25 protein-coding genes and 1 pseudogene are annotated in these 24,759 nt (G+C 62.6%); 14 read left to right on the plus strand and 12 right to left on the minus strand.

Going from position 1 to position 24,759, the window contains the following annotated elements:
- Positions 1-7: 7 nt before the first annotated feature.
- From P6U24_RS19020 to P6U24_RS19030, 3 genes are all read left to right on the plus strand, one after another.
- On the plus strand, positions 8-526 hold the full coding sequence (locus tag P6U24_RS19020; RefSeq protein ID WP_407154059.1) for a tetratricopeptide repeat protein: 519 nt from the start codon (positions 8-10) through the stop codon (positions 524-526).
- 182 nt (positions 527-708) lie between these two features.
- Complete coding sequence (locus P6U24_RS19025) at positions 709-2,115, plus strand: MFS transporter (RefSeq protein ID WP_407154060.1); 1,407 nt, start codon at positions 709-711, stop codon at positions 2,113-2,115.
- 22 nt (positions 2,116-2,137) lie between these two features.
- Entirely contained in the window at positions 2,138-2,539 is a 402-nt protein-coding gene (locus P6U24_RS19030) for a VOC family protein (protein WP_407154061.1), read from the plus strand.
- A 237-nt stretch (positions 2,540-2,776) separates the two neighbouring features.
- On the opposite strand, the gene P6U24_RS19035 is transcribed toward P6U24_RS19030, so the two are convergent.
- Entirely contained in the window at positions 2,777-3,577 is an 801-nt protein-coding gene (locus P6U24_RS19035) for a Spy/CpxP family protein refolding chaperone (RefSeq protein ID WP_407154062.1), read from the minus strand.
- Between the two features lie 435 nt (positions 3,578-4,012).
- On the opposite strand from P6U24_RS19035, the gene P6U24_RS19040 reads away from it, so the two are divergent.
- From P6U24_RS19040 to P6U24_RS19065, 6 genes are all read left to right on the plus strand, one after another.
- A complete protein-coding gene (locus P6U24_RS19040; protein ID WP_407154063.1) occupies positions 4,013-5,353 on the plus strand; it encodes an ABC transporter substrate-binding protein in 1,341 nt (446 codons plus the stop codon).
- Positions 5,354-5,449: 96 nt separating this feature from the next.
- Positions 5,450-6,391 (plus strand): carbohydrate ABC transporter permease, encoded by a 942-nt coding sequence (locus tag P6U24_RS19045; RefSeq protein ID WP_407154064.1) that lies wholly within the window; start codon positions 5,450-5,452, stop codon positions 6,389-6,391.
- Entirely contained in the window at positions 6,388-7,299 is a 912-nt protein-coding gene (locus tag P6U24_RS19050; RefSeq protein ID WP_407154065.1) for a carbohydrate ABC transporter permease, read from the plus strand. The genes P6U24_RS19045 and P6U24_RS19050 overlap by 4 nt, the downstream gene beginning before the upstream one ends.
- A 5-nt stretch (positions 7,300-7,304) precedes the next feature.
- Positions 7,305-8,405, plus strand: coding sequence for an ABC transporter ATP-binding protein (locus P6U24_RS19055; RefSeq protein WP_407154066.1), 1,101 nt, complete (start codon positions 7,305-7,307; stop codon positions 8,403-8,405).
- A 33-nt stretch (positions 8,406-8,438) separates the two neighbouring features.
- On the plus strand, positions 8,439-9,434 hold the full coding sequence (locus tag P6U24_RS19060; RefSeq protein WP_407154067.1) for a hydroxyacid dehydrogenase: 996 nt from the start codon (positions 8,439-8,441) through the stop codon (positions 9,432-9,434).
- A 261-nt stretch (positions 9,435-9,695) separates the two neighbouring features.
- Positions 9,696-10,097, plus strand: a complete 402-nt coding sequence (locus tag P6U24_RS19065) for a hypothetical protein (protein ID WP_407154068.1) — start codon at positions 9,696-9,698, stop codon at positions 10,095-10,097.
- Here the strand turns inward: P6U24_RS19065 and P6U24_RS19070 are convergent.
- Complete coding sequence (locus tag P6U24_RS19070) at positions 10,094-10,606, minus strand: DUF1993 family protein (protein ID WP_407154069.1); 513 nt, start codon at positions 10,604-10,606, stop codon at positions 10,094-10,096. The genes P6U24_RS19065 and P6U24_RS19070 overlap by 4 nt on opposite strands.
- 73 nt (positions 10,607-10,679) lie before the next feature.
- Between P6U24_RS19070 and P6U24_RS19075 the strand changes: the two genes are divergently transcribed.
- The gene (locus tag P6U24_RS19075; RefSeq protein WP_407154070.1) at positions 10,680-11,474 is read left to right on the plus strand and encodes a transporter substrate-binding domain-containing protein; all 795 of its coding nucleotides are present in this window, start codon (positions 10,680-10,682) and stop codon (positions 11,472-11,474) included.
- 307 nt (positions 11,475-11,781) lie between these two features.
- A complete protein-coding gene (locus P6U24_RS19080; RefSeq protein ID WP_407154071.1) occupies positions 11,782-12,777 on the plus strand; it encodes an MBL fold metallo-hydrolase in 996 nt (331 codons plus the stop codon).
- A 3-nt stretch (positions 12,778-12,780) separates the two neighbouring features.
- Here the strand turns inward: P6U24_RS19080 and P6U24_RS19085 are convergent, their stop codons facing one another.
- From P6U24_RS19085 to P6U24_RS19095, 3 genes are all read right to left on the minus strand, one after another.
- Entirely contained in the window at positions 12,781-13,176 is a 396-nt protein-coding gene (locus P6U24_RS19085; RefSeq protein WP_407160514.1) for a cupin domain-containing protein, read from the minus strand.
- Between the two features lie 175 nt (positions 13,177-13,351).
- Positions 13,352-14,137, minus strand: a complete 786-nt coding sequence (locus tag P6U24_RS19090) for a carboxymuconolactone decarboxylase family protein (RefSeq protein WP_407154072.1) — start codon at positions 14,135-14,137, stop codon at positions 13,352-13,354.
- A complete protein-coding gene (locus P6U24_RS19095; RefSeq protein WP_407154073.1) occupies positions 14,134-15,342 on the minus strand; it encodes an arabinose transporter in 1,209 nt (402 codons plus the stop codon). The genes P6U24_RS19090 and P6U24_RS19095 overlap by 4 nt, the downstream gene beginning before the upstream one ends.
- Positions 15,343-15,502: 160 nt before the next feature.
- On the opposite strand from P6U24_RS19095, the gene P6U24_RS19100 reads away from it, so the two are divergent.
- Positions 15,503-16,402 carry a LysR family transcriptional regulator gene (locus P6U24_RS19100; RefSeq protein WP_407154074.1) on the plus strand — a complete coding sequence of 300 codons (900 nt, stop codon included), beginning with the start codon at positions 15,503-15,505 and terminating at the stop codon, positions 16,400-16,402.
- A 59-nt stretch (positions 16,403-16,461) separates the two neighbouring features.
- Here the strand turns inward: P6U24_RS19100 and P6U24_RS19105 are convergent, their stop codons facing one another.
- A complete protein-coding gene (locus P6U24_RS19105) occupies positions 16,462-17,529 on the minus strand; it encodes a serine hydrolase domain-containing protein (protein WP_407154075.1) in 1,068 nt (355 codons plus the stop codon).
- A 211-nt stretch (positions 17,530-17,740) separates the two neighbouring features.
- Here P6U24_RS19105 and P6U24_RS19110 point away from each other — a divergent pair.
- A pseudogene (locus P6U24_RS19110) lies at positions 17,741-17,872 on the plus strand (LysR family transcriptional regulator); the annotation flags it as partial.
- 48 nt (positions 17,873-17,920) lie between these two features.
- On the opposite strand, the gene P6U24_RS19115 reads toward P6U24_RS19110, so the two are convergent.
- The 6 genes from P6U24_RS19115 to P6U24_RS19140 all read right to left on the minus strand — a co-directional run bounded on the left by P6U24_RS19115 (position 17,921) and on the right by P6U24_RS19140 (position 24,047).
- Positions 17,921-18,652: a hypothetical protein gene (locus P6U24_RS19115; protein ID WP_407154076.1), complete on the minus strand. Its 732-nt coding sequence runs from the start codon at positions 18,650-18,652 to the stop codon at positions 17,921-17,923.
- Positions 18,653-18,699: 47 nt separating this feature from the next.
- Positions 18,700-19,089 (minus strand): VOC family protein, encoded by a 390-nt coding sequence (locus P6U24_RS19120; protein ID WP_407154077.1) that lies wholly within the window; start codon positions 19,087-19,089, stop codon positions 18,700-18,702.
- Positions 19,090-19,184: 95 nt separating this feature from the next.
- On the minus strand, positions 19,185-20,714 hold the full coding sequence (gene tnpC, locus P6U24_RS19125) for an IS66 family transposase (RefSeq protein ID WP_407154078.1): 1,530 nt from the start codon (positions 20,712-20,714) through the stop codon (positions 19,185-19,187).
- Between the two features lie 69 nt (positions 20,715-20,783).
- Complete coding sequence (gene tnpB / locus P6U24_RS19130; protein WP_407154079.1) at positions 20,784-21,137, minus strand: IS66 family insertion sequence element accessory protein TnpB; 354 nt, start codon at positions 21,135-21,137, stop codon at positions 20,784-20,786.
- Complete coding sequence (tnpA, locus tag P6U24_RS19135; RefSeq protein WP_407154080.1) at positions 21,134-22,036, minus strand: IS66-like element accessory protein TnpA; 903 nt, start codon at positions 22,034-22,036, stop codon at positions 21,134-21,136. Before tnpA ends, tnpB begins: the two co-directional genes overlap by 4 nt.
- A 991-nt stretch (positions 22,037-23,027) precedes the next feature.
- Positions 23,028-24,047, minus strand: coding sequence for a 1-aminocyclopropane-1-carboxylate deaminase (locus tag P6U24_RS19140; protein WP_407154081.1), 1,020 nt, complete (start codon positions 24,045-24,047; stop codon positions 23,028-23,030).
- Positions 24,048-24,193: 146 nt separating this feature from the next.
- Here P6U24_RS19140 and P6U24_RS19145 point away from each other — a divergent pair, with 146 nt between their 5' ends.
- Complete coding sequence (locus P6U24_RS19145; protein ID WP_407154082.1) at positions 24,194-24,673, plus strand: Lrp/AsnC family transcriptional regulator; 480 nt, start codon at positions 24,194-24,196, stop codon at positions 24,671-24,673.
- Positions 24,674-24,759 lie beyond the last annotated feature (86 nt).

Here is a 24,759-nt window from a genome sequence, read left to right on the forward strand (position 1 = left end):
GGCGATAATGCCAACGCTCCGCTCCGCCTCGTATCGATCGACCTTTGTTGCCGGCGCGCTCGCGCTCGCCGCCCTGCTCGGCCCCGCGGCATCAGCGCGTGCCGATGGCGTGGCGCGCGCCACGGCCGCTTACGCGCGCCACGACTATCTCGCGGCCGTGCGCATCCTGACGCCGCTTGCGCTACACGGCAACGCGCGGGCGCAGTCCTTTCTCGGCTTCATGTATGAGAATGGCTATGGCGCGCCGCAGGCCTATGACGCGGCCGCCGATCTCTATCGGCAGGCCGCGATCTGCGGCAATCCGTTTGGTCAGAGCATGCTCGGCCTGATGTACGACAAGGGCCATGGCGTGCCGCAGGACGTCGTGCTGGCCTACAAATGGCTCAACCTCGCGGCCGCGCGCGCCTCGATCCGCGAGCGCGAATACGTCCTGCGGCTCCGTAATGCGGTGGCCTCGAAGATGTCGCGGGCGCAGATCGCCGAGGGCCAGCGCCTCGCACTGCTGTGGGCGCCAGGTCAGCCCTGATCTGCCAGCCCTGATCCGAAAGCTCTCCGGCGCGCCACAATGCTGCGGCGCGCAAGCATCTCGCTTTGCGGTAGCCTTGCCGCCGCCGCTATCGCGGGGGTAGCCTTCATCCCGCGGTCGGGTGCAGGCGCGGCGCTTGATTGGATTCCGTCACGATAAACATGCGCCTCGGGGGGAACGCCATGTTCGAGGAGCTCGATCGCCGCACGCGCCTGACCCGCAACCAGCTCAAGATCCTGATCGCCGCGATCATCGGCGACGCCTTGGAGTTCTTCGATTATTTCCTGATCGGCTTCGTGCTCGCGTTCCTGATCGGCCCGTGGAAGCTGACCTTCGGGCAATCCGCCACCGTGTTGATGAGCTCCGGCATCGGCGCGATCATCGGCGCCTATGCGTGGGGCTGGCTTGCCGATCGCATCGGCCGGCGCCTGGTGTTCATGGGCACCGTGCTGAACTTCTCGATCGCCACCGGCCTACTGTATTTCACCCCCGACAACGGCTGGATCTATCTGGCGATCATGCGCTTCTTTGTCGGAACCGGCGTCGGCGGACTGTATTGCGTCGACCTGCCCTTGGTGCAGGAGTTCATGCCGTCGTCCAAGCGCGGCTGGGTCGGCGGCCTCGTCACCTGCGTCATCCCGCTTGGTGTCGGCCTTGGCGCCGTGCTCGGCGCTTTGATGGGCGGCGATCAGTGGCGGCTGTTGTTTGCGATCGGCGTGCTGCCCGCACTGGTGGTGCTGCTGGTCCGAGTCTGGGTGCCGGAGAGCCCGCGCTGGCTGTGCCGCCGAGGCCGCTATGCCGATGCGCGCAAGTCGTTGGCCTGGGCGCTGCAGGTTCCGCCATCCTCCCTGCCTCTGCCGACGGCGGCCGATGCCGGGCCGCCGGTGACCAGCAACTGGCTCGACCTGTTCAAATATCCGCGCAGCCTCTTGGTGTCGTGGCTCGGCAATGCCGGCGCGCAGACCGGCGTCTACGGCCTCACGCTGTGGGCGCCGTCTCTGTTTGTGCTGCTGCTGAGGGTGACACCGCAGCAGGCCGCCAAGATGATGATCCTGCTCAGCGTGTTCGGCTTCATCGGGCGGGTTTCGTTCTCGTTCCTGTCCGAATGGATCGGACGCCGCAATGCCGGCGGCCTGCTCGGCTTCGGCGCCGGCCTGCTCACCATTCTCGCCGGCTTCAATCATGACGCCGAACTGATGGGCATTTCGGCATTCTGGCTGATCCTGGCCGTGACCTTCTTCTTCGCCGACGGCGGCTTCGCCATCGTCGGTCCCTATGCGGCCGAGGTCTGGCCCTCGCATCTGCGCACGACGGGCATGGGATCGGCCTATGGCTTCGGCGGCATTGGCAAGATCATCGGGCCCGTCGGGCTGGCGCTGATCGTCGGCTCCAACAACTATTTGAAGCCCGACGTACCGCTGCCGCAGATCCCGGTGGCCTTCCTCTATCTCGGCTGCTGGTTCCTGATGGCCGGAATCGTCTATTACTGCTTTGGCCTGGAAACCAAGGGCAAGTCGATCGAGGACATAGACCGCGAGCTCGAGGCGGTGCAGCCGGACCTCGCCGCCGCGCAAGTGCGCGAAGCTTAACTTCACCGTCAGGAGGCATGGAATGCCCTTGGGGACGTTGCAGCATTTCACCATCGAGCCGTCCGACCTCGAACGCACCAAATCATTCTACGTCGACGTGCTCGGCCTCGAGGTCGGCGAGCGGCCGCCGCTCGATTTCCCCGGCTATTGGCTCTATTCGGGCGGCGTCGCCACCGTGCATTTGATGGGCACGCGAAAGCCGCGTGAGGGCATCGTGGTGCGCGGCACCGAGAAAAAATACGAGCATACCGGCCGGCTCGATCACATCGCCTTTGCCGCTACCGATGTCGAAGCCACGCGCGAGCGGCTGAAAGCCGGGAACGTCAGCTTTCGCGAGCAGGTCGTGCCGCGCACAGGAGACACCCAGATCTTTCTCTCCGATCCCGATGGCGTGGGCGTGGAGCTGAACTTTCCGAAGACCTGACGACCCGGCACCCGCCGGATCGAGCTTGTTTGCGTATCTGGCGCGGCAAGAGATGTCACCTCACCCATCGGGAGAGGTCGGATTGCATCGCCAGATGCAATCCCGGTGAGGGGTTACGGTCCATCGACATAGCCGCGCCCCCCTCATCCGATCGCTGCGCGATCGACCTCTCCCCGCTGGGGAGAGGTGAACCGAGTTCGCTGATACTGCGTCAGTCCCATCGAATATCGTTCGGACCTAATCCAGCCCGCGCTCGTGGCTGAGCCGGACCATCTCGTCGATGAAGAGCTGCTTCTGCTTATCGTCCAAAGTGGCGAACAGCGGCTCGGCGGAATCGGCGACATTGCGCTGGTCAGCGGCGCGGTCGACCAGGAACTGGGCCTCGTTGCGCATCTGCTCGATGATGTCATCGGGCGGATCACGCTTGGCGCGGGCGATGCGCAGGTTCAGGCGATCGGCGCCGTTATGCCCGAGATAGTGCATAGCGCTCGCAAACGGTCCCCAGTTCTTCTCCTGCTCGGCCGTGAGGTTGAGCTCCTTCTTGATCCGCTCGATATTGGCATCGCTGGTCGCCACGATCTGCTCGGCCGTCAGTTCCGGCACGCCCTGCTGGGTCAGCATGGCCGATGGTGCCGCTGGCGCGGCCTTGGCGAGCTTAGTTGCCTTCGAGGCCTTCGCGCCCTTGGGCTTTTTCGCCTCGTTCGGCTCGGATGCCTGCTGGCTCGGCGGGGCGCCGCCATTAGCCGTGCTGTTGTTGCTAGCTGCGCTGTTGTTATTCGCGGTGTTGCTGTTCGCAGGTGCGAACGTCCCGGTCACACCGGTCACCACACCGACCACGCCGCCAATCGCGCCGCCCAGGACCCCGCCGACCGGACCGGCGGCCTTGTTGCCCTCGCGCGCGCCCTGCTCCAATCCCTTGAACAGACCTTGCGCGTCAACCTGTCGCGGCCCGCTCACACTCCAGGCCAGGACGAGCGCCGCGCCTATTGCGACGCACGGGCGTAAGCCTGTCCGCAATGTCGAGCGAAGAATGCGCATGGGAAATCACTCCATCAGAAATTGAGCTCGGATCGAGCGGGATTCTCGAAGTTGGACCGGACAGGCACGACTCGCATTCCGGCTCTATTTCTAGCGTTATCGCCTCACGCAAGTCCACGTCGGACGGCATAGCGCGACACGACCTAAAATCCGCGCCAGGCGCAGCATGGCGCGCTGGTGGACACGGCACATGGCTGGTACCGTGTGCAACGCAAAAGCAGTCCACCACGGCCCGCATCACGCCCGCCTCAAACTTTTTTCGCTGGCAATTAGTTTGAGATGACGAACGCCTCTCATTTCTCGACAGAGCAAAACATTTCTGCTCTGATCAGGTCAGCGAAATCTCCGCAGGACCAATCGCCTGCGACGCAACAAGATAAAGAACGGGATTTCCTGAGGTTCACCATCCGGTCGGCTCACCAGGGAGGGAACGCCATGTCACGGAGGAAGCTCACTCGTCGTCAGTTCGTTGCGGCCACTGCTGCCACCTCAGCCGCACTCGTTACCGCCCCCTACATACGCAGCGCCTATGCCGCAGGAAAGGTCTCGATCGGCTTCTGGGACCATTGGGTGCCGGGCGCCAACAGCGCTTCCACCGAGCTGTGCAAGGAATGGGGCGAGAAGGAGAAGGTCGAGGTCCAGATCGACTACATCACCAGTCAAAGCAACAAGAATCTAGTCACGATCGCGGCCGAAGCGCAAGCCAAGGCCGGTCACGACATCTTCCAGATGCCGACCTGGTGGTGCCACTCCAACTCCGACCTGTTGGAACCCGTGAACGATATCATGGAGCCGATCATCAAAGAGAACGGCGAGGTCAACGGCACGGTCAAGTATCTCGGCATGCTCGACGGCAAATGGATGGGTGTGCCGGCCTGTGTCGGCAGCCAGATCAAGGGCCCCTGCTCGCGCATCGACCTGATGAAGAAATATGCCGGCATCGACGTGCAGGAGATGTATCCGGCGGGCAGTCAGCCCAAGGATGAAAACTGGACAACGGATACCTTCCTCAAGGCGGCCGAAGCCTGCCACAAGGCCGGCTATCCCTTCGGGATCGGCCTCGGCGAGACCAGCGACAGTGTCGACACCGCCGGCGCGCTTTTTCAGTCCTTTGGAGCACACCTCGTCGATGCCAAGGGCGATGTCACGGTCAAGACTGACGAGGTCAGGCAAGCCCTCGACTACTACAAGCGGCTGATCGCATTCCTGCCGCCCGATGTCGGCGCCTGGGACGATGCCTCCAACAACAGATGGCTGATATCCGGCAAGGGCGCGATGATCATGAACCCGCCGAGCGCCTGGGCGGTTGCCAAGCGCGACGCGCCGCAGGTGGCCGAGCAATGCTGGACTCACGGCTTCCCGGTTGGCCCGAAGGGACGCTTCGCGCCCTTCCTGCCGTTCTTCTGGTCCATCTGGACCTTCTCGAAAAACAAGGAGGCGGCCAAGAGCCTGCTCGTTCACCTCTCGAAACCGTCCTCGATCGAGAAGATGGTCAATATCAGCGGCGGCTATGACCTGCCCGCCTTCGAGAAACTGACGAAGCTGAAGGTGTGGGCCGAAGCGGAACCGCCGAAGGGCACATTGTTCCACTATCCCGATCCCTACAAGCGCCAGGTCCTATCAATCGCCGCCTCGCCTGCTCCCCCCAAAGTGGCCCAGCAGATCTACTTTCAGGCCACGATGACCAAGATGTGCCTGCGCTACGCCCAAGGCGAGAAGATGGAGGATACGCTCGCCTGGGCCGAGGGCGAGTGCGAAGGCTTCCTGCGCAGTTGAAGCCGGGCCGGCATGCTGTATTGCCGGCGGCCATTCGACGTGGCCGTCGGCCATCGCCTCCCAGCACTTCCGAGAGTCAGCCAAGGATTCTGCGCCATGGTCGATGTCGTCCTTGATCAGTCCCGCACCGCCGTCGCGCGATCAGCCACCCGAAGATCGGGCCTGAAGCATGCGCTCAGACGCAAGTCGACGGTCGCCTTCCTGCTGACGCTACCTCTGATCCTCCTGATCGCGATCCTCGTCGTCTATCCCGCGTTCTACTCGCTGCACCTGGCGACGCTGAACAAATCGATGCAGAAGTTCGTCGGCTTTGGCAACTTCCTCTTCCTGTTCAAGCGGGACACATTTTGGATGGTGGTGAAGCAGTCCTGCATCTTCGCGATCACGGCCGTGGTCTTCAAGGCGCTGCTCGGCTTCATCGTCGCGCATTTCGTCCACAACGTCCCGGCCAAGGGACAGCGCAAATGGCGCGGCATGCTGCTGGTGCCCTGGGTGATACCGCCGGCGATGAGCACGCTGGTATGGTGGTGGCTGTTCGATCCCTCCTACAGCGCCTTCAACTACACGCTGTCGCTGTTCGGCATCGGGCCAGTGCCGTGGCTCGGGGATGCGATGTGGGCGCGCTTCTCCGTCATTCTCGTCAATGTCTGGTATGGCGCCCCCTTCTTCATGATCATGTATCTGGCGGCGCTCAAATCCGTTCCCGAGCAGCTCTATGAGGCGGCCGCAATCGACGGCGCCAATTGGTGGCAGCGCATCTGGTACGTCACGCTGCCGATGATGCGCAACATCATCGCCATCACCACGCTGTTCTCACTGATCGTCACCTTCGCCAACTTCGATATCGTGCGCATCCTGACCTCGGGCGGCCCGCTCGATCACACCCATCTGTTCGCGACCTGGGCATTCAAGCTCGGCATCGAGAGCGGCGACATTCCGCTCGGCGCCAGCGTCTCGCTCTTCATGTTCCCGATCCTGGCGATCGCAGCGATCTTCATCCTGCGCGATATTTCGAAACGGGGGAACGAAGCCTCATGAGCACGCTCGCGATCGACAAGGCCGGCCCGTCGCGCAAAGTCAAGCATGGCAGCATCAGCCGCGACCGCGCCTGGGCGCTGCGCTGGTCGTACTTCTTCCTTGTCCTGTTTGCGATCGCGGCGCTGACGCCGCCGCTTTACATGTTGATTACGTCGGTCAAGAGCAGCGCCGAGATCTCGGCGGCGACCAATCCGTGGTGGGTGTACCATCCCACGCTCTCGAACTACATCGAGCTTTTGACGTCCAGCCAGTATCTGCGCTTCTTCCTCAATTCGGCGATGGTGTCGGTCATCGTCGTCATCATCACCATGCTGATCAGCGTGCCGGCAGCGTTCGCGCTGTCGCGGATGAAGTTCTGGGGCTCGGCCACGCTCGCGACCGGTGTGTTCCTGACCTATCTGATCCCGGATTCGCTGCTGTTCCTGCCGCTGTTCAAGATGTTTTCGGTATTCAGCGCCTGGACCGGCATCGAGTTGATCAACCGCTGGTATGTGCTGCTGCTGGTCTATCCGACCTTGACGGTGCCGTTCTGCACGTGGATCATGATCGGCTATTTCGCTTCGATCCCGAAAGAGCTGGATGAAGCCGCCATCATCGACGGCGCGTCGTGGCTGCAGACGCTGACGCGCATCTTCATCCCCGTCGCCCTGCCCGGCCTGATCGCGGCGACCATCTTCGCCTTCACGGTGTCCTGGGCCCAATTCCTCTATCCCATGGTGTTCACGACCTCGACCGACCAGCTGGTGCTGCCGGTCGGCATCGTCACGACCCTGGTCAAGGGCGACGTCTTCAACTGGGGACAGATCATGGCCGGCGCACTGCTCGGCGCCGCGCCGCCGCTGATCATCTACGCTTTCCTGATGGACTACTACATTGCCGGCCTCACCGCCGGCGCGACGAAGGGTTGATGGTCATGGCGGACGTAAGCTTGCGGAAGGTGGTGAAGCGTTATGAGGATGTCGAGGCGGTGCGCGGCATCGACCTCGATATCTCCGACCACGAATTCGTCGTGCTGGTCGGACCAAGCGGCTGCGGCAAGTCGACGACGTTGCGGATGATTGCTGGTCTCGAGGATATTTCCGACGGCGACATCATGATCGGCGGCGATGTCGTCAACGACGTGCCGCCGAAGGACCGCGACATCGCGATGGTGTTCCAGAACTACGCGCTATACCCGCACATGACGGTCGCGGAGAACATGTCGTTCGGGCTGCGGCTGAAGCACTATCCGAAGGCCGAGATCAAGAGCCGGGTGGCGGAAGCCGCGCGCATGCTCGACATCGCCGATCTGATCGACCGCAAGCCCAAGCAGCTGTCCGGCGGACAACGCCAGCGCGTCGCCATGGGGCGCGCCATCGTGCGCAATCCGAAAGTGTTCCTGTTCGACGAGCCGCTCTCCAATCTCGACGCCAAGCTGCGCGTGCAGATGCGGATCGAGATCAAGAAGGTGCATCAGAAGGTGCGCACCACGACCGTCTACGTCACGCACGACCAGGTCGAGGCGATGACGCTCGCCGACCGCGTGGTGGTGATGAACAAGGGGCGCATCGAGCAGATCGGCACGCCGAACGAGCTCTATCACCATCCGGCGACCCGCTTCGTCGCCGGCTTCATCGGCTCGCCCGCGATGAACTTCATTCCCTGCCGGCTCGAGGATGCCGCAGGCACGCTCAGCATTCGTCTCACCGACCGGCTCGCCTTCCCGTTGCCGCCGGCGCGCGCGGCGCGCTATCAAGCCGCGCCCCGCACCGAGAGCATGCTGCTCGGCATCCGGCCCGAGCATATTACCGAGGCGCGACCGCATCGTGAGCCGGGCATCGAGGTCTTCGATGCCGTGCTCGACGTCACCGAGCCGATGGGCATGGAGACGCTGGTCTACTTCACGCTGGACGCAACGCAGGTCTGCGCGCGCGTCAATCCCGCTGCCGGGGCACGCGACGGCGCCCCGCTGAGATTGGCGATAGACCTCAATCACATGCACCTGCTAAATGTGACCACAGGCGTCATCATCTGACGGCCTAAGAAGAGAAGTGGTCAAGGGCAGGAAATGGCAATCAGCACCAGCAACAAGAAGAAGGTCCTCGTCACCGAATCGTTCTCACCCAAGGGCCAGGCGCTACTCGCCGCGCGCGACGACATCGAGATGGTCCATTTTCCCAACATGATTTCGGCGGTTGATTTTGCTGCGCTGTTGAAGTCGCATGCCCCTGTGCATGGTGTTGCGCTGGGAGCGACCCGTTTCGGGGAGAGCGAGCTCGAGGCCGCCGGCGACATGAAGGTCGTGACCCGCATCGGCGTCGGCTATGACGCCGTCGACGTGCCGGCGCTGAGCCGCCGCAAGGTTCCGCTGATGGTGGCCGGCACCGCGAACTCGCCCTCGGTCGCCGAGTGCGCGCTGTTCATGATGCTGTGGCTGGCCAAGCGCGCCGCCGAGATGCACGCTGTCGTCAAGGACGGCACCTGGGCCGCCCGGCTCGGCATGCTGCCGTTCGATCTCTATGGCAAGACGGTGCTGGTCATCGGCTTCGGCCGCATCGGCAGCCGGACCGCCAAGCGCTGCCTGGCGATGGAAATGCAGGTGCTGGTCTACGACCCCTACAAGCCGGCGGCGGAGATCACGGCCGCGGGCTGCGAGCCGGTCGCTGATCTCGAGGCGGCGCTGCCGCGCGCCGATTTCGTCACCATCCACTGCCCGAAGACGGCGGAGACGGTCGGCCTGTTCAACGCGGCGCGTCTGAGGCTGATGAAGCCGACCGCCTATCTGATCAACACCGCCCGTGGCGGCCTGATCGATGAGGCGGCGCTGCTCGACGCCCTGGTCAGCGGCCGGATCGCCGGTGCCGGGCTCGACGTGTTCGAGCAGGAGCCGCCTCCGGTCGGCGCGGCGCTGCATGCCCTGCCGAACGTCATCATGGCGCCGCATGTTGCCGGCGTGACCCGCGAGGCGGTCGACCGCATGAGCGAGCAGACTGCGCGCAACATCCTGAGCGTGCTCGATGGCGAGCCGATCCGGCAGAACGTCATCAATCAGGACGTGCTGTAACACGCCGGTCTCGCAGCGAAGTCGCGGCGTTAAACTCGGGAACTCAGGTTTTCCTCGAAGCAAGGGCGGCCGCAATGGCCGCCCTTTGCATGCGACGGCAGAGTGGGCAGCATTCGGCAGCCGATATCCGGCGCGTTGTGCACAGGCTTATTGTCGCAATCCATGGGAGCAATCCTGCGCGCCTTGCACAACCGACCGAGATACCGCTACAACTATCAGCATTATATTGTTCATTTGCGCGCGTAAGTATGGGAGCTGCCGATGAGCCTCGCGACCGATCATGCGCTTGCGACCATTGCGAGTATCCTGGGCCCGCTCGGGCGCGCACGGGAGACGACCCATGGGGAGGCGCCCGCGGGCGCTGACAAGCCCGCTGCAGCTGCTGACGAGGCCACCACTGCCCCGAAGAAGGCCATCGAGCCCGCAGGCTATTCCAAAACCGGTCCGGGGCCGATGGCCGCGCTCCGCTTCAAGTGGACGGTCCGGCATGGCGATGACGGCTATTATGTCGACGAGACCGTCGGTGCCGGCTCGGTGCCGGTGGTCAACGGGCCGATGAGCGGCGAGGCGGCGATCGCGTTCGTCGATAATCGTGCGCGCGAGGCGCAGGAGCGCTTCCAGGCGCTGAAGAACGAGATGACCGGCCAACGCCCGCCGACCTAGCGAGGCTGTCCGAGAAAATCCTTCTTGATGAGATCGACACCGGCATGCCGCAAGATGTCGTAGGCTGTCGTGACATGAAAGAAGAACTGCGGCAGCGTAAACGTGAGAAGCAGTGAGCGGCCGGTGAATGACCGGGTCACCCCGTTCCTGAACGTAAAGACGACCTCGCGATCCGCGCTGGCCTCGATTACGTCGTGCGGCAAGCCCTTGATGTAATTGATTGCCGCGCCGATGCGCCGCTTCAATTCGGGGATATCCGCTTCCGTTTCCAGGACAGCCGGCGCGGGCTGCTCCGCCAGCAACGCGCTACCCAGCAATACATGGCGGTTGGCCTCACACACCTGTCGCGTCAGGTTGAACATGTCGGGCGCGAGCCGCATCCCAAGCAGCACCGCCGGATCGATCCCGCGGCGCTCGGCATGGTCAGCGGCTCGGTCGAGCAACCCGGCCAGATTCGTCAGATACGGCACGAAGACCTCGACCGAGGCCTGGACCATCGAAATACTCATGGCTTGTGGGCTCGCTTTGCGCGGACGCGATGTGTAAGAGGCTTGTCAGGGAGTGGTAACGAGACCTCAAAGCATGAACATTCGCAAGTGCAGCATTTCACTTTTCGCCGGCCTGATCGCGTCCATCCTCGCGATATCGACAGCCCCGGCCCAGCAGTCCTCCAGCCGCCTCGATGAGATCGTCACCCGCGGCGCCTTGCGGGTCGGCATGACCGGCGACTACAAGCCGTTCTCCTATTTCGACAAGACGACGGACACGTTCACCGGCTTCGACGTCGATATGGCCGAGGCGCTGGGTAAGGCGCTCGGCGTCAAGGTCGAGTACGTCCACACGGCGTGGCCGCAATTGATGAAGGATTTCGAGGCCGACAAGTTCGACATCGCCATGGGCGGCGTCTCCATCACGCTCGACCGGCAGAAGAAGGGCTATTTTTCCACGCCGATCATGCGCGAAGGCAAGACGCCGATCGCACGCTGCGGCGATGTGGCCAAATACCAGACGCTCGAGGAGATCGACAGACCAGGCACGCGGGTCATCACCAATCCCGGCGGCACGAATGAGCGCTTCGCGCGCGCCCATATCAAGGCCGCGGAGATCAAGGTCTATAATGACAACGTAACCATCTTCGACCAGATCGCCAAAGGCGACGCCGACCTGATGATGACGGATGCCTCCGAGACCCGCTATCAGCAGAAGCTGCACCCCGGCGTGCTCTGCTCGGTTCATCCGGATCAGCCGTTCGACTTCGCCGAGAAGGCGTATTGGCTGCAGCGCGACATGGCGCTGAAGGCTTTCGTCGACCAGTGGCTGCATCTGCAGACCGAGGACGGCAGCTTCAAGAAGCTGATGGCGGCGTGGTTCGAATAGCTCTGCACGTTTGCTGCGCCGATGGACGCAGCGATAACGTGAGGGGAAACCAATCCCCCTCCCGCATGTCGTTGCGCCCATTGGGGCTGCGCACCGCAAATCGAGTCAGCACTTCTGCCGCAATTGCTTTCTTGCGCGCGTCTGAGCGGTGAGTGAGAATTAGCAGGCCGCACGTTGAGCGCGAGAATGCAGCGCCGGCAGGAACAAACAACTCTGCAGACGTAGCCTCGTTTCTCAGGCCATTCGAGTTGCGTTCACCCGGGCGACGATGAGGACTCTCCTGCGCACGCGAATGGGAGGACGTCGCATGACTCTCAGAAGAAGCTTGCTTATCACAGCTCTCCTCGCAGGCATCGTTATTCTGGCCACTCCGGTGGCAAGTCCGGCGGCAGAGCCCGGCAGCCGCATCACGATCCTGTACGATGCCTTTGGCACCGATCCCACCATGACCAAGGACTGGGGATTCTCCGCACTTGTGGAAGTCGCGGGCAAGCGCATCCTGTTCGATACCGGCGACAATGCCGAAATCTTCGCAGCCAACGTGAAGGCGAAAGGCGTCGACCTCACCCAGCTGGATTTTGTTGTTCTGTCGCATCGCCATTCCGATCACATGGCGGGCCTGAGCCACGTCTTGAGCGTCAATCCGACGGTGAAGATCTACGCGCCCAAAGAGGGATTTGGGATTTTTGGCTCGTCCCTTCCCTCGAGCTTCTACCGCAAGGACGACTCGCTGCCCGCGGAGATGCGCTACTATGGCGGCAAGCCGCCCGAGACCATGATGTTCGGCTCGGCGTGGCCCAAGGCTCGCTTCGAACTGATCGATCAGACCACCGAAATCGCGCCCGGTATCACCCTGATCGCCATGGTGTCCGACACGCCTGGCACGCGGGAACTGAAGGAATTGTCGCTGGCCGCAAACACGCCGGACGGACTCGTGCTCGTCGTCGGCTGTTCGCATCCCGGCATCGACCGGATCGTCGAGGCCGCCGCAGCGATCAACCCGAAAATTCGCCTGATCGCCGGCGGCTTCCACCTGGTCGTGGCCTCCGACGACATCATCGCAAAGGTCGTCGTCGCGCTGAAAGACCGCTTCAAGGTCGAAAGCATTGCGCCGGGACATTGCACGGGCGAACCGACCTTCGCCGCCCTGAAGAAGGCGTTCGGCGACAAGTACCTCTACGCCGGCCTGGGCACCTCGATTTCGCTGGAAGGAGGGACATCAGGCACAAGACGGGGCGAGGGGCCGATCTTCGATGACCTTGCGGTTTATCGCAGGCTGGCTGTCCGGGAGGAACCGTACTGATCATCACTTCCGGTACTGATCGTCGCTGACCTTCTCCAGCCAGTCGACGTTCTTGCCGCCGAGGGACTCCTGGATGGCGATGTGGGTCATGGCCGTCGTCGGCGAAGCGCCATGCCAGTGCTTGAGGCCCGGCGGAAACCACACGACGTCCCCGGGACGGATCTCCTCGATTGGCCCGCCTTCACGCTGCACCCAGCCGAGCCCGGCGGTGACGATCAGGGTCTGGCCGAGCGGATGGGTGTGCCAGGCCGTGCGGGCGCCGGGCTCGAAGGTGACCTGGCCGGCGCCGACCCGCGCGGGGTCCGGGGCCTGGAATAGCGGGTCGATGCGAACCCTTCCGGTGAACCAGTCGTCCGGGCCTTTCTGGGATGGCCGCGAGCCGTTTCTCTTGATGTCAATATCCATGCGAAACTCCTTGTGTGCATCTGATGTCAGCGCCCACGTCCCGTGAATGCCGATCGCAGCGGCGGCGCTACGGCAGGTGAGCACGCGTCTGCGTGTGATCATCCCGTTTCTCCGCTCGTTCGCGCCTTTTGTCGTTGATGCTCGCCGCTCGGATTTCGTTTTCGTCTCGTCAGTGCGGACGCTTTTCGATGACGTCCTTGACGACCGGTGCGGCGGAGAACGCGCTGGGCCAGCCGGCATAGAATGCGAGATGACCGAGCAGCTCGCCGGCCTCCTCCCGCGTCAATCCGTTGTCCATCGCTCGGTTCAGATGATACGTCACCTGCGCGACCTGACCGGTTGCGATCAGCGCGCTCACGGTAACAAGACTGCGGTCGCGCGGTGCAAGCGCAGGCCGCAGCCAGAGATCCTGGAACAGCACGTCCGTCGTGTATTGGACGAGGCTCGGCGTGATCCTCCCGAACTGCTCCTCGACCCGCGTCGCCCGCTGCTTTTCGGCCGCCTCATCCAGCGGAAGCTGCTGCTCCGAGTCCTGCGGCAGCTGATCGCCACTGATGTTACGGTTCTTGAAAACGTCTCTCGCCGCGGGGATCGCATCCATTGCATTGGCCCAGCCGGTATAGAACGCCAGATGGGTGATGATCTCGGATATTTCGGCCGGCTTCTCACCGTTATCGAGCGCAAGGCCCAGATAGGATGGCAGCTCGACCGTCTGATCGCGGGCGATGAGAGCCGCGACCGTGACGATGCTGCGGTCTCGCAGCGAGAGACCCGGTCGTTTCCAGAGATCGCCCAGGAGAACTTTCTCGGCGTAGGTGTTGAGCGCGGGCGCGACGGCGCGAATGTCTTCCGATTTGGACATGGGATTGGCTCCTTCGATCGTTGTCTGCTCCGCGGCGACCGCGCCGCTGGCGATGAGGCAGAACAAACACATGATTCCTGCGAGCAGCCTCATTGCCGCGATCCTTCCAGGGTTGCCGGATGTGCCATCAGCCACGAAGCGACCAGCGCGGCGCAGAGCACGGTCGCCGCGCTGACGAGAAACAACGCGTTCAGGCTGGCGCCGGTTGCGATCAGGCCAAGCGCAGGGCTCGCGAGCCCCTGGGCAAGGTCGAGAAAGGCGGTGTAGGCGCCCATGGCCAGTCCCCGGCTTTGCGTGGGCACGCGGCGCACCGCTTCAACGCCAAAGCCCGGATAGACCAGCGAGAAGCCGAAGCCGGTGAGCGCAGCACCAATCAAGGCCATCTCGAGCCGGACAGCCAGCCAGATCAGCGCCTGGCCCGTGGCTTCGATCACGGCACAGACCAGCGCGACCCTGGCGCCGCCGATCGCATCCGCCAGATGGCTGAAGAACAACCGCGCCAGGATGAAGGCGACGGCGTAGGCCGTGTAGGCGAGCCAGCCCTTGGCCCATCCATGTTGCGCGAACAGCAAGGCGACGAAGGTCGTTACCGCGCCGAAGCCGAGGCTGCCGAGTGCCGAGCCGAAACCGGGCACCCACACCGCACTAATTACTTTGGCGAACGAGAGGCGGCCGTGGCGCACCGGCGCGACGGCGCGCAGCGGCGCCACGAGCAGCAGAGCAAGCAAAGGAGCCACCGCCGTGGCGCCCGCAATCGCCATAAAGCCAGAGGCAGCGTACAGTGCAGAGCCCGCCGGTGCGCCGATGGCGAATGCGGCGAACATCGCCGACCCAACCCACGCGATGACCTTTCCCGTGCTGCCTGCATTGACGAGCGCCAGCCCCCAGCTCACCGCGGCAGTGATGATGAAGCTCTCCGCCGCGCCAAGCAGACCGCGTCCCAGCAACAGGATCGCAACGGAGATCAGCGGGGCGGCGGTGAGACCGATCGAGAGCAGGTACAGCAGTCCGGAGAGAGCGGCCGCGAGCAGGCCGACGACGACGCCGCGCTTGGCTCCCCGGCTGTCCGAGAAGTGCCCGGCCCACGGCCGCGAGACCAGCGCGGCCGCGAACTGGCTGCCGGCGACGAGACCGACCACGAACGTGCCCTGCCCCAGCCCATCATGGACATGGAGCGGAAGCACGGGCATCGCCACGCCGATGACGAGAAAGGCAGCGAACACCACGGCCATGATCGGCAGCAATGTCGCTGAAAAACGAGTGGCCGTGACCGGCTGCTGCATGGCTGTTATCGACATGGCGCGATCAGGGCTCCCGTCCGGTAGAGCGGTCCTGCGGCATCAGGCCTGGATTGTTGATCATGACGTCTCCTGCCGTATGGCTGATCCCAAGCTAGGACTTCCGGCCTCCCGCGATTAGGTGATAGATTTCGATCGCAGTGATTAGGCAGGCTTATCAATGAACCGGGAAGACGCCAGCGATCTCCTGGCCTTTCTCGCGGTGGCGCGGGAACGCAGCTTCACGCGAGCGGCGGCAAGGCTCGGCATGACGCAGTCTGCGCTCAGCCAGATCATCCGAAGCCTGGAGGAGCGGCTTGGTGTGCGGCTGCTGAACCGGACGACGCGGAGCGTCACGCCGACCCAGGCGGGAGAACGGCTGTTCCGCAGCGTCGGCCCCAAGTTCACCGAGATGGATGCCGACCTTGCGGCCCTCAGCGAGTTTCGCGAAAAGCCGGCCGGAACCATTCGGCTGACGGCGACGGAATATGCCGCGACTGAAATCGTGCTGCCCGCATTGGGAAAGCTCCTGCCGAAGTACCCCGACATTCATGTCGAGATCATCATCGACTACGGCCTGACCAACATCGTGGCGCAGCAGGTCGATGCCGGGATCCGCCCGGGTGAGCTTGTCGCCAAGGACATGATCGCCGTGCGGGTCAGTCCCGACCTCCGTATGGCCGTCGTCGGCTCACCCGACTACTTCGCCGAACGCAAACGGCCGAAGACACCGCAGGATCTGACCCGGCACAATTGCCTGAACCTGCGCCTGCCCACTCACGGCGGCAGCCTCTACGCATGGGAGTTCGAGAAGAACGGGCGAGACCTCAACGTGCGCGTCGAGGGTCAGCTCGTGTTCAACAGCGCCGGCCTCCTCCTTGCCGGCGCGCTCAAGGGCTTGGGGCTTGCCTATCTCACCGAAGGTCACGTGCAGCGCTACGTGTCGCAAGGCCACCTGGTCCGGGTGCTATCGGATTGGTGTCCGCCCTTCTCCGGCTATCACCTCTATTATCCCAGCCGGCGCCAACCCTCGCCGGCCTTCTCGCTGCTCGTTGAGGCGCTTCGGCACCGGAGTAAATAGCCGATCGCTGAACGTGGCGTGCGGTCCTTTGCGACTTGCAATCGCAGCCGTGTCTTCGTTCAGCGCGATCGTCGGAACGACCGTAACGACGAACTAGCGAGGCAATGTCGCGATTTCCCCAACGAAATGGAGGAAGTCTTTGGTTCGAATTCCACGCACGTTATCGCCCAACTCGACAAGCTCGACCACGACGAGCTGCTTCTCTGGCAAGACGGCAATGTATTGGCCCCCATAGCCAGCCGCAAGGATTGCGCGCTCTCCCACGGGCCGGGCTTGAGCACCCACCATAGATAGCCGTAACCGCGGTCGGGCCTGTCCGTATCCGAATAGGCCCGCGTCGATTCCGTCACCCATTGGCTCGGAATAATCTCTGCACCGTTCCAACGGCCTTCATTGAGAAACAGCAAACCGAAACGCGCGAGGTCCCGTGCGCTCAAGCTGAACACGTAGGCGCGATAATGAGAGGAGCCGTTTCCGATGAAAATCCCGTCGCGAGCAGTGAAATCTTCCATGCCTATGGGACGGGCAATCAGACGCTCGAAGCTCTTGAAGGGGTTTTCTCCGGTCCTTTGCTCATAGATTGCACCGAGCGCATTGAAATCCCAGGTGTTGTAGTACCAGAAGGTGCTAGGCGCGTGAGCTCCACGTTCGGGGCGCGCCAGCTTCTGCTCTGGAGTTTCATACGCGGCGTAATGATAGACCCCGGAGCGGGACATCAGAAGGTCGCGAACCGTCGCCTGTTTCTCCTGCGCCGTCAGCGAAGGCGCTTTGTCATCGATCCCAAGCTGTTCAAGCGTCTTGGTGATGTCCACCTGACCATGTGCGGCGGCGATGCCGAAGAGTGCGCTGATCAGGCTCTTGCGGACGGAGCGCACATTGACTTTCCGCGCGACATCGCCGGAGCTTGCGACAACTCTACCGTTCTGAACGACCATGAGCGCCGTAGGCCTGTACTGGCGAGCATAGTTTTCGACCAGCGCAATGATAGGTGCGGCACGATCCGCTGCATCCGGATTAATCGAAGGCCAAGTGGACCCAGGCTCAGCGTGCGCCGCGCTGGTTACCAAGCCGAGCGTCAGGAGATGGAGGACAGATAACGGCGCAAGAAGAGTACGGAGACGGTTCATTCGAGCATTCCTTAGGCATCTTTGTGGGATCGCGGAGCATCCGCCGTCGGAATGTCGAGCCGCTTGGTACGCTACATCACGTAACACTGACGATGCTCGAAGGTCAATGCGGCGGTCTGTCCGCTGTCAGCCTGCCGACGTCTTGCCCGAGCCAAATGGCCGTCGAAAATTCTTCCTTCGTTGTTTTTTCGGAATGCAACGCTACGTGTCGCAAGGCCACCTGGTCCGGGTGCTATCGGACTGGTGTCCGCCCTTCGGCTATCACCTCTATTATCCCAGCCGGCGCCAACCCTCGCCGGTCTTCTCGCTGCTCGTTGAGGCGCTTCGGCATCGCGGCAGATAGACATATCGTGCCGCAAGCCGCTGTTTAGTTAAGGCGTCGTTTCCGGAGCTACTTAGAGAGCAAAATGCTGGCCGCGGTCACGAGTTGCTCCGCAAAAAACTTCGCTTCGTCCAAGCCAAGCTCACGGAGCCGCGTCAGCACGAATTGCAGCTCCTCGGCGCCAGCTGATCGCGCCGCAGTGTTGTCGGCTTGGCGTGCAATCGCGCAGTAGCCCTCTGCCATCAGCATGCGGGCGGCATCGCCAATGGACTCCGAAGCGTTGCGCGCCATGCGAAATTCGGTCAACGCGGCGGCGGGCTCGCCGGCGGCAAGCCTAAGCGCGCCGATAAGACATGCCGCATTGGCCTCCTGCTTGAGACCGAGTTGCAGCTCGCGCACGAGATCATGGGAGAGATTCGCGAACTTCAGGCCCGACTGGATGTCATCGGGTGTGATGTAGATGCCATCATCGCCCCATCCCGGCCAACAATTTGCACCGGCATTGAATGCGATCCTCTTGGCGGCCGTCTTGAGCTTGGTCGCAGTCTCGGTGTTTTCGGCGCGTTTGGCCTGGTCGAAGCAAAAAGCGATGCCGGCATTCGCGACCGAGATCATGTTTGCGACATCCTTGCGCGAATTATAGAGCCTTCTCGCCAGACCATCGAACATGGTGCCGGCCTGTGCCGGATCGCCGATCGAACTCAGAGCTCCAATTGCCGCACCGGTGCCGCCGCGATCGAAAGCTTCGAGTGCGCGGTCGAGAAGATCCTCATGCGTATCGTCGACCTTCTTCTCTGTCATGTTGCTGCCATGGAGATGATGACGCCGCCAAAGCAACCAAGGCGCAGTCACCCAGCGCTCTCTTGCGTGCCGGTGATGTTCTGCCCGATTCGCCACAACACTCCGGTCGGATCGACAACTACGAAATCGCGGATTCCCCATGGCCTATCCGCAGGAGGAAGGACCTTCACGCCGTACTTGGTCGCCAACCCATTGTCCTGAATGTGGTTCCACCAGGCTTCGACGTTCTCGACAAGGAGATGCATCATGAAGTTATCGGCGTGTTCCTTCACGTAGAAGTTCTGCAACAGGAAGCTCGAACTGCCGTGGTGAAGATATGCGAGCTCGCTGGACGACCATGCGATATTAAAGCCCAGATCCTGGTAGAAGCGCTTCGATAGAGCGAAGTCCCTGGATGGAACGAAGGCCTTGACTTCGATCGTCGTCATGTCCTGCATTGCCGTGCTCCCTCGCTGCCCAGCCACTATCGTTGTTCTTAGGCTGATCGGGAAATTTCGCTGATGCCGGTAAGCGTCCGGCTGCTGCACTTCTCTCAGCTCTTGACAGGATTTGCGGCTTTCCAAGCCCACGGCAGCAGGTCATCGAGGCGATTGACCGGGTATCCGTCGATCATGCGCGAGAGCACGTCATGCAGATAGGCGTAGGGCTCGACATCGTTCAGCTTGCAGGTTTCGACCAGCGTGCACAGCACGGCCCATCTGTGTCCGCCTCCATCGCTGCCAGCGAACAGATGGTTCTTGCGGCCGAGTGCAACAGGCCTGATTGCGCGCTCAACCGGGTTGGTATCGAGCTCGATGTGACCATCATGCAGGAAGCGCGTCAAACCGTCCCATCGCGAGAGCGCGTAGCGGATCGCTTCAGCAAGCGCGCTTCGGCCCGGCACGAGAGGAAGCTGCGCTTCGAACCAGAGCCGCATGGCATCGATAGCGGGCTTAGAGCGAGTCCGGCGCGCTGCGAGCCGGTACGCAGGCGACTGACCGCGAACATCCGCTTCTACGCCATAGAGCTCCGCAATCCGCCGCAGCGCCTCGGTCGCGATCGGAGCATTGGTGGCCTGCGCCACCTCATAGAAGCGTCGCCGTGTATGGCTCCAGCATGCGGCGAGCACAACGTTGCCTTTTCCTGTCAGGGGCTCGAAGCCGGCGTAGCCGTCGACGTGGAGCACGCCCTTGAAGTTTGCCAGATGAGAAGCTGGCCGCTCAGCTCTGCGGTCTGGCGCGAACAGATAGACCGCCGCCGGCGGCTCCGGTCCGCCCCAGCCGCGTTGCTCGCGGGCATAGACCCAGAGTCGTCCCGTCTTCGTTCGCCCACGTCCGGGGTCGAGCACCGGTACGGGCGTATCATCGGCAAACAGATGGTCGGAGGCAAACACGTTCTTGCACAAACGCTCGTGCAATGCCTCGAGCCACCAGCAGGCGCCGCCGACCCATCCAGCGAGCGTCGATCGCGGGAGATCGACGCCGTGGCGTGCGAAGATCTGCGACTGCCGATAGAGCGGCGTGTGGTCGCAATATTTGCTGACCAGCACCTGGGCAAGCAACGCCGGCGTTGCCAGGCCGCTGGCGATCACCCGCTCAGGGGCCGGTGCCTGAACGATCGTCTCGCAAGCACGGCAAGCATACTTGGGACGGGTAGTTCGTACCACGCGCAGTTGAGCCGGTATCCAATCCAGCATCTCGCTCACGCTCTCTCCGACCACATGCAGCGCGCCGCCGCAACACGCGCAGGTCATGTCGTCGATGTCGAGCCGCACGTTCTCGCGCGGGAGATGATCGGGCAGAGGCTTGCGATGGGAAGACCGTTCGTTTGGTTGCTTATCAGCCGGCGGATGGCTCTCCTCCTTGCCGGCCAAATCGGCTTCGATCTCTTCAAGTCCAAGCGCAAGCTGATCCGGATCGATGCGTTCGGAACGTCGGCCGAACTGCGCGCGCTGCAACTGCTTGATGATGGACTTGAGGCGCTCGATCTCGGTGTCGCGATGTTCAAGACCGCCGGCGATATCGCGAACGAGGCGATGCAGAAGTACTGTATCTGTCGGGAGATTGTTCAAATCGAGCTGCATGTTCGATACTACTCGAACACGCTGATTCGAAGAACTGCCGTCGCTCTATTTGATGCAGTGTTTTGCGAGTTATCCCGCAAGAAGCGGGCGCCAGAAGCGCTCTGGTGTGCGCCAGTCGATACCCTCAAGCAGCATTGCGAGCTGCGCCGGCGTCAGCATCACCGTGCCGCCGGGCTCGGTTGCGCGCGGCCACATGAACTGCGCGCGTTCGATGCGCTTGGTGAAGAGGCACAGCCCTGTCCCATCCCAGAACAGGATCTTCAAGAGCGAAGCATTCTTGCCGCGGAAGACGAACAGATGGCCCGAGAACGGGTCCTTCTTCAGGTGTTCCTGCACCAATGTCGAGAGTCCATCGAGTCCCTTGCGCATGTCGGTGTAACCAAGCGCCAGGTGCACTTGCACGCCCGCCGGGATGACGATCATGACGCCTTCTCCTTGCGGGCGAGCTGCCGCTTCACTTCCGCCGGACTGCTGCCCACTGGTGCAAAGACACGGCGTCCGTTTTCCAATTCGACTGCGATCATCCCGTCCGGCGGCTGCACGAGGTCGCACAACGCCGCGAGCGCCGGCACCTCGTTCGCCGTGCCTTTGGTCAGCGCGACAGTTGCCAATCGCGGCGCCTTCTTAGCCGCCAGGCCGAACTGCACCCGCCAGCGGAAGACCATGCTGGTGGCGACGCCGTGCCGACGGCAAACCTGCGACACGCTGACACCTGGTTTCTCCGTCTCCTGCACGATCGCGCGCTTCTGTTCGTCGCTGAAGCGGCGCCGGTTGGACCGACCGTCCGCCTCTTGCGGTGTCAAGCGGTATTTGCGCCGTACGCAACTAGCAGCGCTGCTTAATTGAGCCCGGGCACTCGGATGAAGCAGAGATCGCCAGTCCATTTCCTCGCCGGAATCGGCAAAGCGATTGCGCCAAATGCGCAGTGCGTAAGGAGAAAGTCCGAGCGCCGCGGCATACTCCGCATTCCCCAAGCCGCTCCAGTTCATCGCCTCAACGTGCATGCCCCAGAACGCCCGAACAGCAATTGTGTCGCTATCCGTACGCATGTTGTAGCGATAGGTGAATGTTTTCCGGCGGGGCTTCGATCGCGCTTTCTTGCCCTGTCGTTCGAGCTGTTTGGTGCGCAAATTCTGCAGGCGTTTCTTGCGTTTGCGCAGATCTTCCGAGCTCAGCAGATGACGCGCCCATCTCTTGAACGACGTCGTCGAAATTTCGCGTCGGCGGCAATATTCCTCGACGCTTTGATGCCCGGCGTACCAGGTCGCAACGTGGTTCGACCAGTACGGGTTGTTGGCCTTTGCCCAGGAACGATGACCCACCGCCGGAGATCCTCCACCTCACGAAGGAGCCCCACATCATGCGCCATTGCACATAATCAATCTATGTGCGGAGATCGGACGGTTACGATGCCGTCACTGACCAGCAAGACAAAACCGCGTAAGACGACCTGCGCTGAAACACGAAGTTTGCGTGCATTTTCAACGCGAAGAGCCTTGTCCAGACCGTCCGTAAAAAATATTCTTGTTTCTATTTTTCAGAAATCATGATTGTCTGTGCGCATCCCGCCTCATCGGAGAGGGGCGTACGCGTCGTCACGATACGTGGAGTGCGGGGAGCGGTGGCCGTGACGATTGCGCCAGACGAGCGCAAGCGCTCACGGCGGTGAAATCGTGTGGTCCGGGCGCCCCGGTGCTGGCGCTAAGGTCGCTAGCGCGATGAGGCTTGCGACTGACGGGGGCAATCAAGCCGGTCCCCGCGGAGAGCACGTATAAGCCGTCCAACCATCGCGCAGGGAATGCCGGATGATCTGGCTGATCCTGTGGTGACTGCCGCCTGCTTTCTTTGTGTTGCAGGCGGGCCATGGGTGAGGCCTTCACCCGGCATTCCCTGCGCCCTCCTCTTTCGAGGGTACGTTCCAAGGATCACTCGGGCACATCGTGCCGCGAGAACGCGAGGTCATGTGAGCGTCGTTGCGAGGAGCCCAACGGGTCTCGCCTCCGGCGAGCCCGATGACAGGCTCCGGCGACGAAGCAATCCAGAATCCTTGTTCGGCTTTGGACTGCTCCGCGGAGCCTGTCATCGGGCCGCGCGTTCCGCGGACCCGTTGGCTCGCAACGACGCCGCTCGCTGCTTGGTACTTTGCTCGTCATGCCCGCGAACGCGGCAGTATGCCGCGACTTCTCGATCGATCACGTCTTTCCCGGAGTGCTGGATCGCCCGGCGGAGCCGGTCATCCGGCCGGCCGGAGGCCGGACCGGGTGGCGGGCGATCACAGTGGGGAATACGGCGACAGCGCAGAAACGAATGCCCTCACCCGTTCCGATAGGTGTAGCTGTAGCCGTTGATCGCTGGCGCGCCGCCGAGATGGGCGTAGAGCACCTTCGAGCCCTCAGGGAAATAGCCCTTCTTCACGAGGTCGATCATGCCCTGCATGGATTTGCCTTCATAGACCGGGTCGGTGATCATCGCCTCGGTGCGCGCCGCGAGGCGAATGGCCTCGTTGGTCTCGGCGCTCGGCACGCCATAGGCCGGATAGGCGTAGTCTTCCAGGATCACGATCTCGTCGTCGCGGACCTTGCGGCCGAGCTCGACCAGCTCGGCGGTGTTGTCGACGATCTGACGCACCTGTGCGCAGGTCTGCGCCGGCGTGCCGGAGGCATCGATGCCGATCACGCGGTCGGCGCGGTTATCAGCAGCGAAGCCCACGATCATGCCGCCTTGCGTCGAGCCCGTGACCACGCAAACGATGATGTAGTCGAACTTGAAGCCGAGCTCGGCCTCCTGCTTACGGACCTCTTCGGCAAAGCCGACATAGCCGAGCCCGCCATATTTGTGCACGGAGGCGCCGGCCGGAATGCCGTAGGGCTTGCCGCCAGCGTCCTTCACCGACTGGATCGCCTCCTCCCAGCTCTTGCGGATTCCGATGTCGAAACCATCGGGCACGATGCGGCTGTCGGCGCCCATCAGGCGGGTCAGCAGGATGTTGCCGACGCGGTCATACACCGCATCCTCATGCGGCACCCAGCTCTCCTGCACGACCACGCATTTCATGCCGATCTTGGCCGCGGTCGCCGCCACCATGCGGGTGTGGTTCGACTGCACGCCGCCGATCGAGACCAGCGTATCGGCATTGGACTCGATCGCATCGGGCACGATGTATTCGAGCTTGCGCAGCTTGTTGCCGCCGAAGGCGAGGCCGGAATTGCAGTCGTCGCGCTTGGCGTAGATCTGCACCTTGCCGCCGAGCGCCGCAGTGAGCCGCGGCAGGTGCTCGATCGCGGTGGGTCCGAAGGTGAGCGGGTATTTCTTGAACTTGTCGAGCCGAAGCACAGGGGGTCTCGCTGCTGGGGAATGAAAATCGCCGAAATCATACCGACAATGGCCGGAAAGGTGCTCTCTTTCTTTACAAGGATTTATCTGCTTTCCTGCATCCAACCTTCCACATGCGCAATATTCCTCCGACAAATTGGCCTTCAATGAAAGACTCTATCACCCCCGTTTCGCTGGACCGCGTCGATCGGAAGATCCTGCAGCTCCTGCAGCGCGATGGCCGCATGACCAATGCTGATCTGGCCGAGGCCGTGAATGTCAGCCCCGCCACCTGTCACCGGCGGACGCAGCGCCTGTTCGACGAAGGCTATATCCGCCATGTGCGCGCGGAGGTCGCGCCGGAAAAGGTCGAGCGCAGCGCGCTGGTGCTGGTCGGCGTGGTGCTCGACCGCTCTACGCCGGAGAGTTTTCGCACCTTCGAGGCCGCGATCCGGAAGCTCAAATTCGTTCTCGACTGCCATCTCGTCGCCGGCGATTTCGATTTCTTCCTCAAGATCCGGGTCCGCGACATCCACGATTTCAACCGCCTGCACGGCGACCAACTGATCTCGCTGCCGGGCGTCCGCCAGACCCGCACCTTCTTCGTCATGAAGGAGGTGGTCGACAATGCGCCGCTGGATTTCTGAGCCTGGCCATCAGGTTGAACCCAAGCTACCGGCTGGTGGACTTAAAGGAGCGATGGAGATCGCGCTGTTGGCTTCTGACACGCTCG

Source organism: Bradyrhizobium sp. STM 3557 (assembly GCF_045571465.1).
Taxonomy (GTDB): domain Bacteria; phylum Pseudomonadota; class Alphaproteobacteria; order Rhizobiales; family Xanthobacteraceae; genus Bradyrhizobium.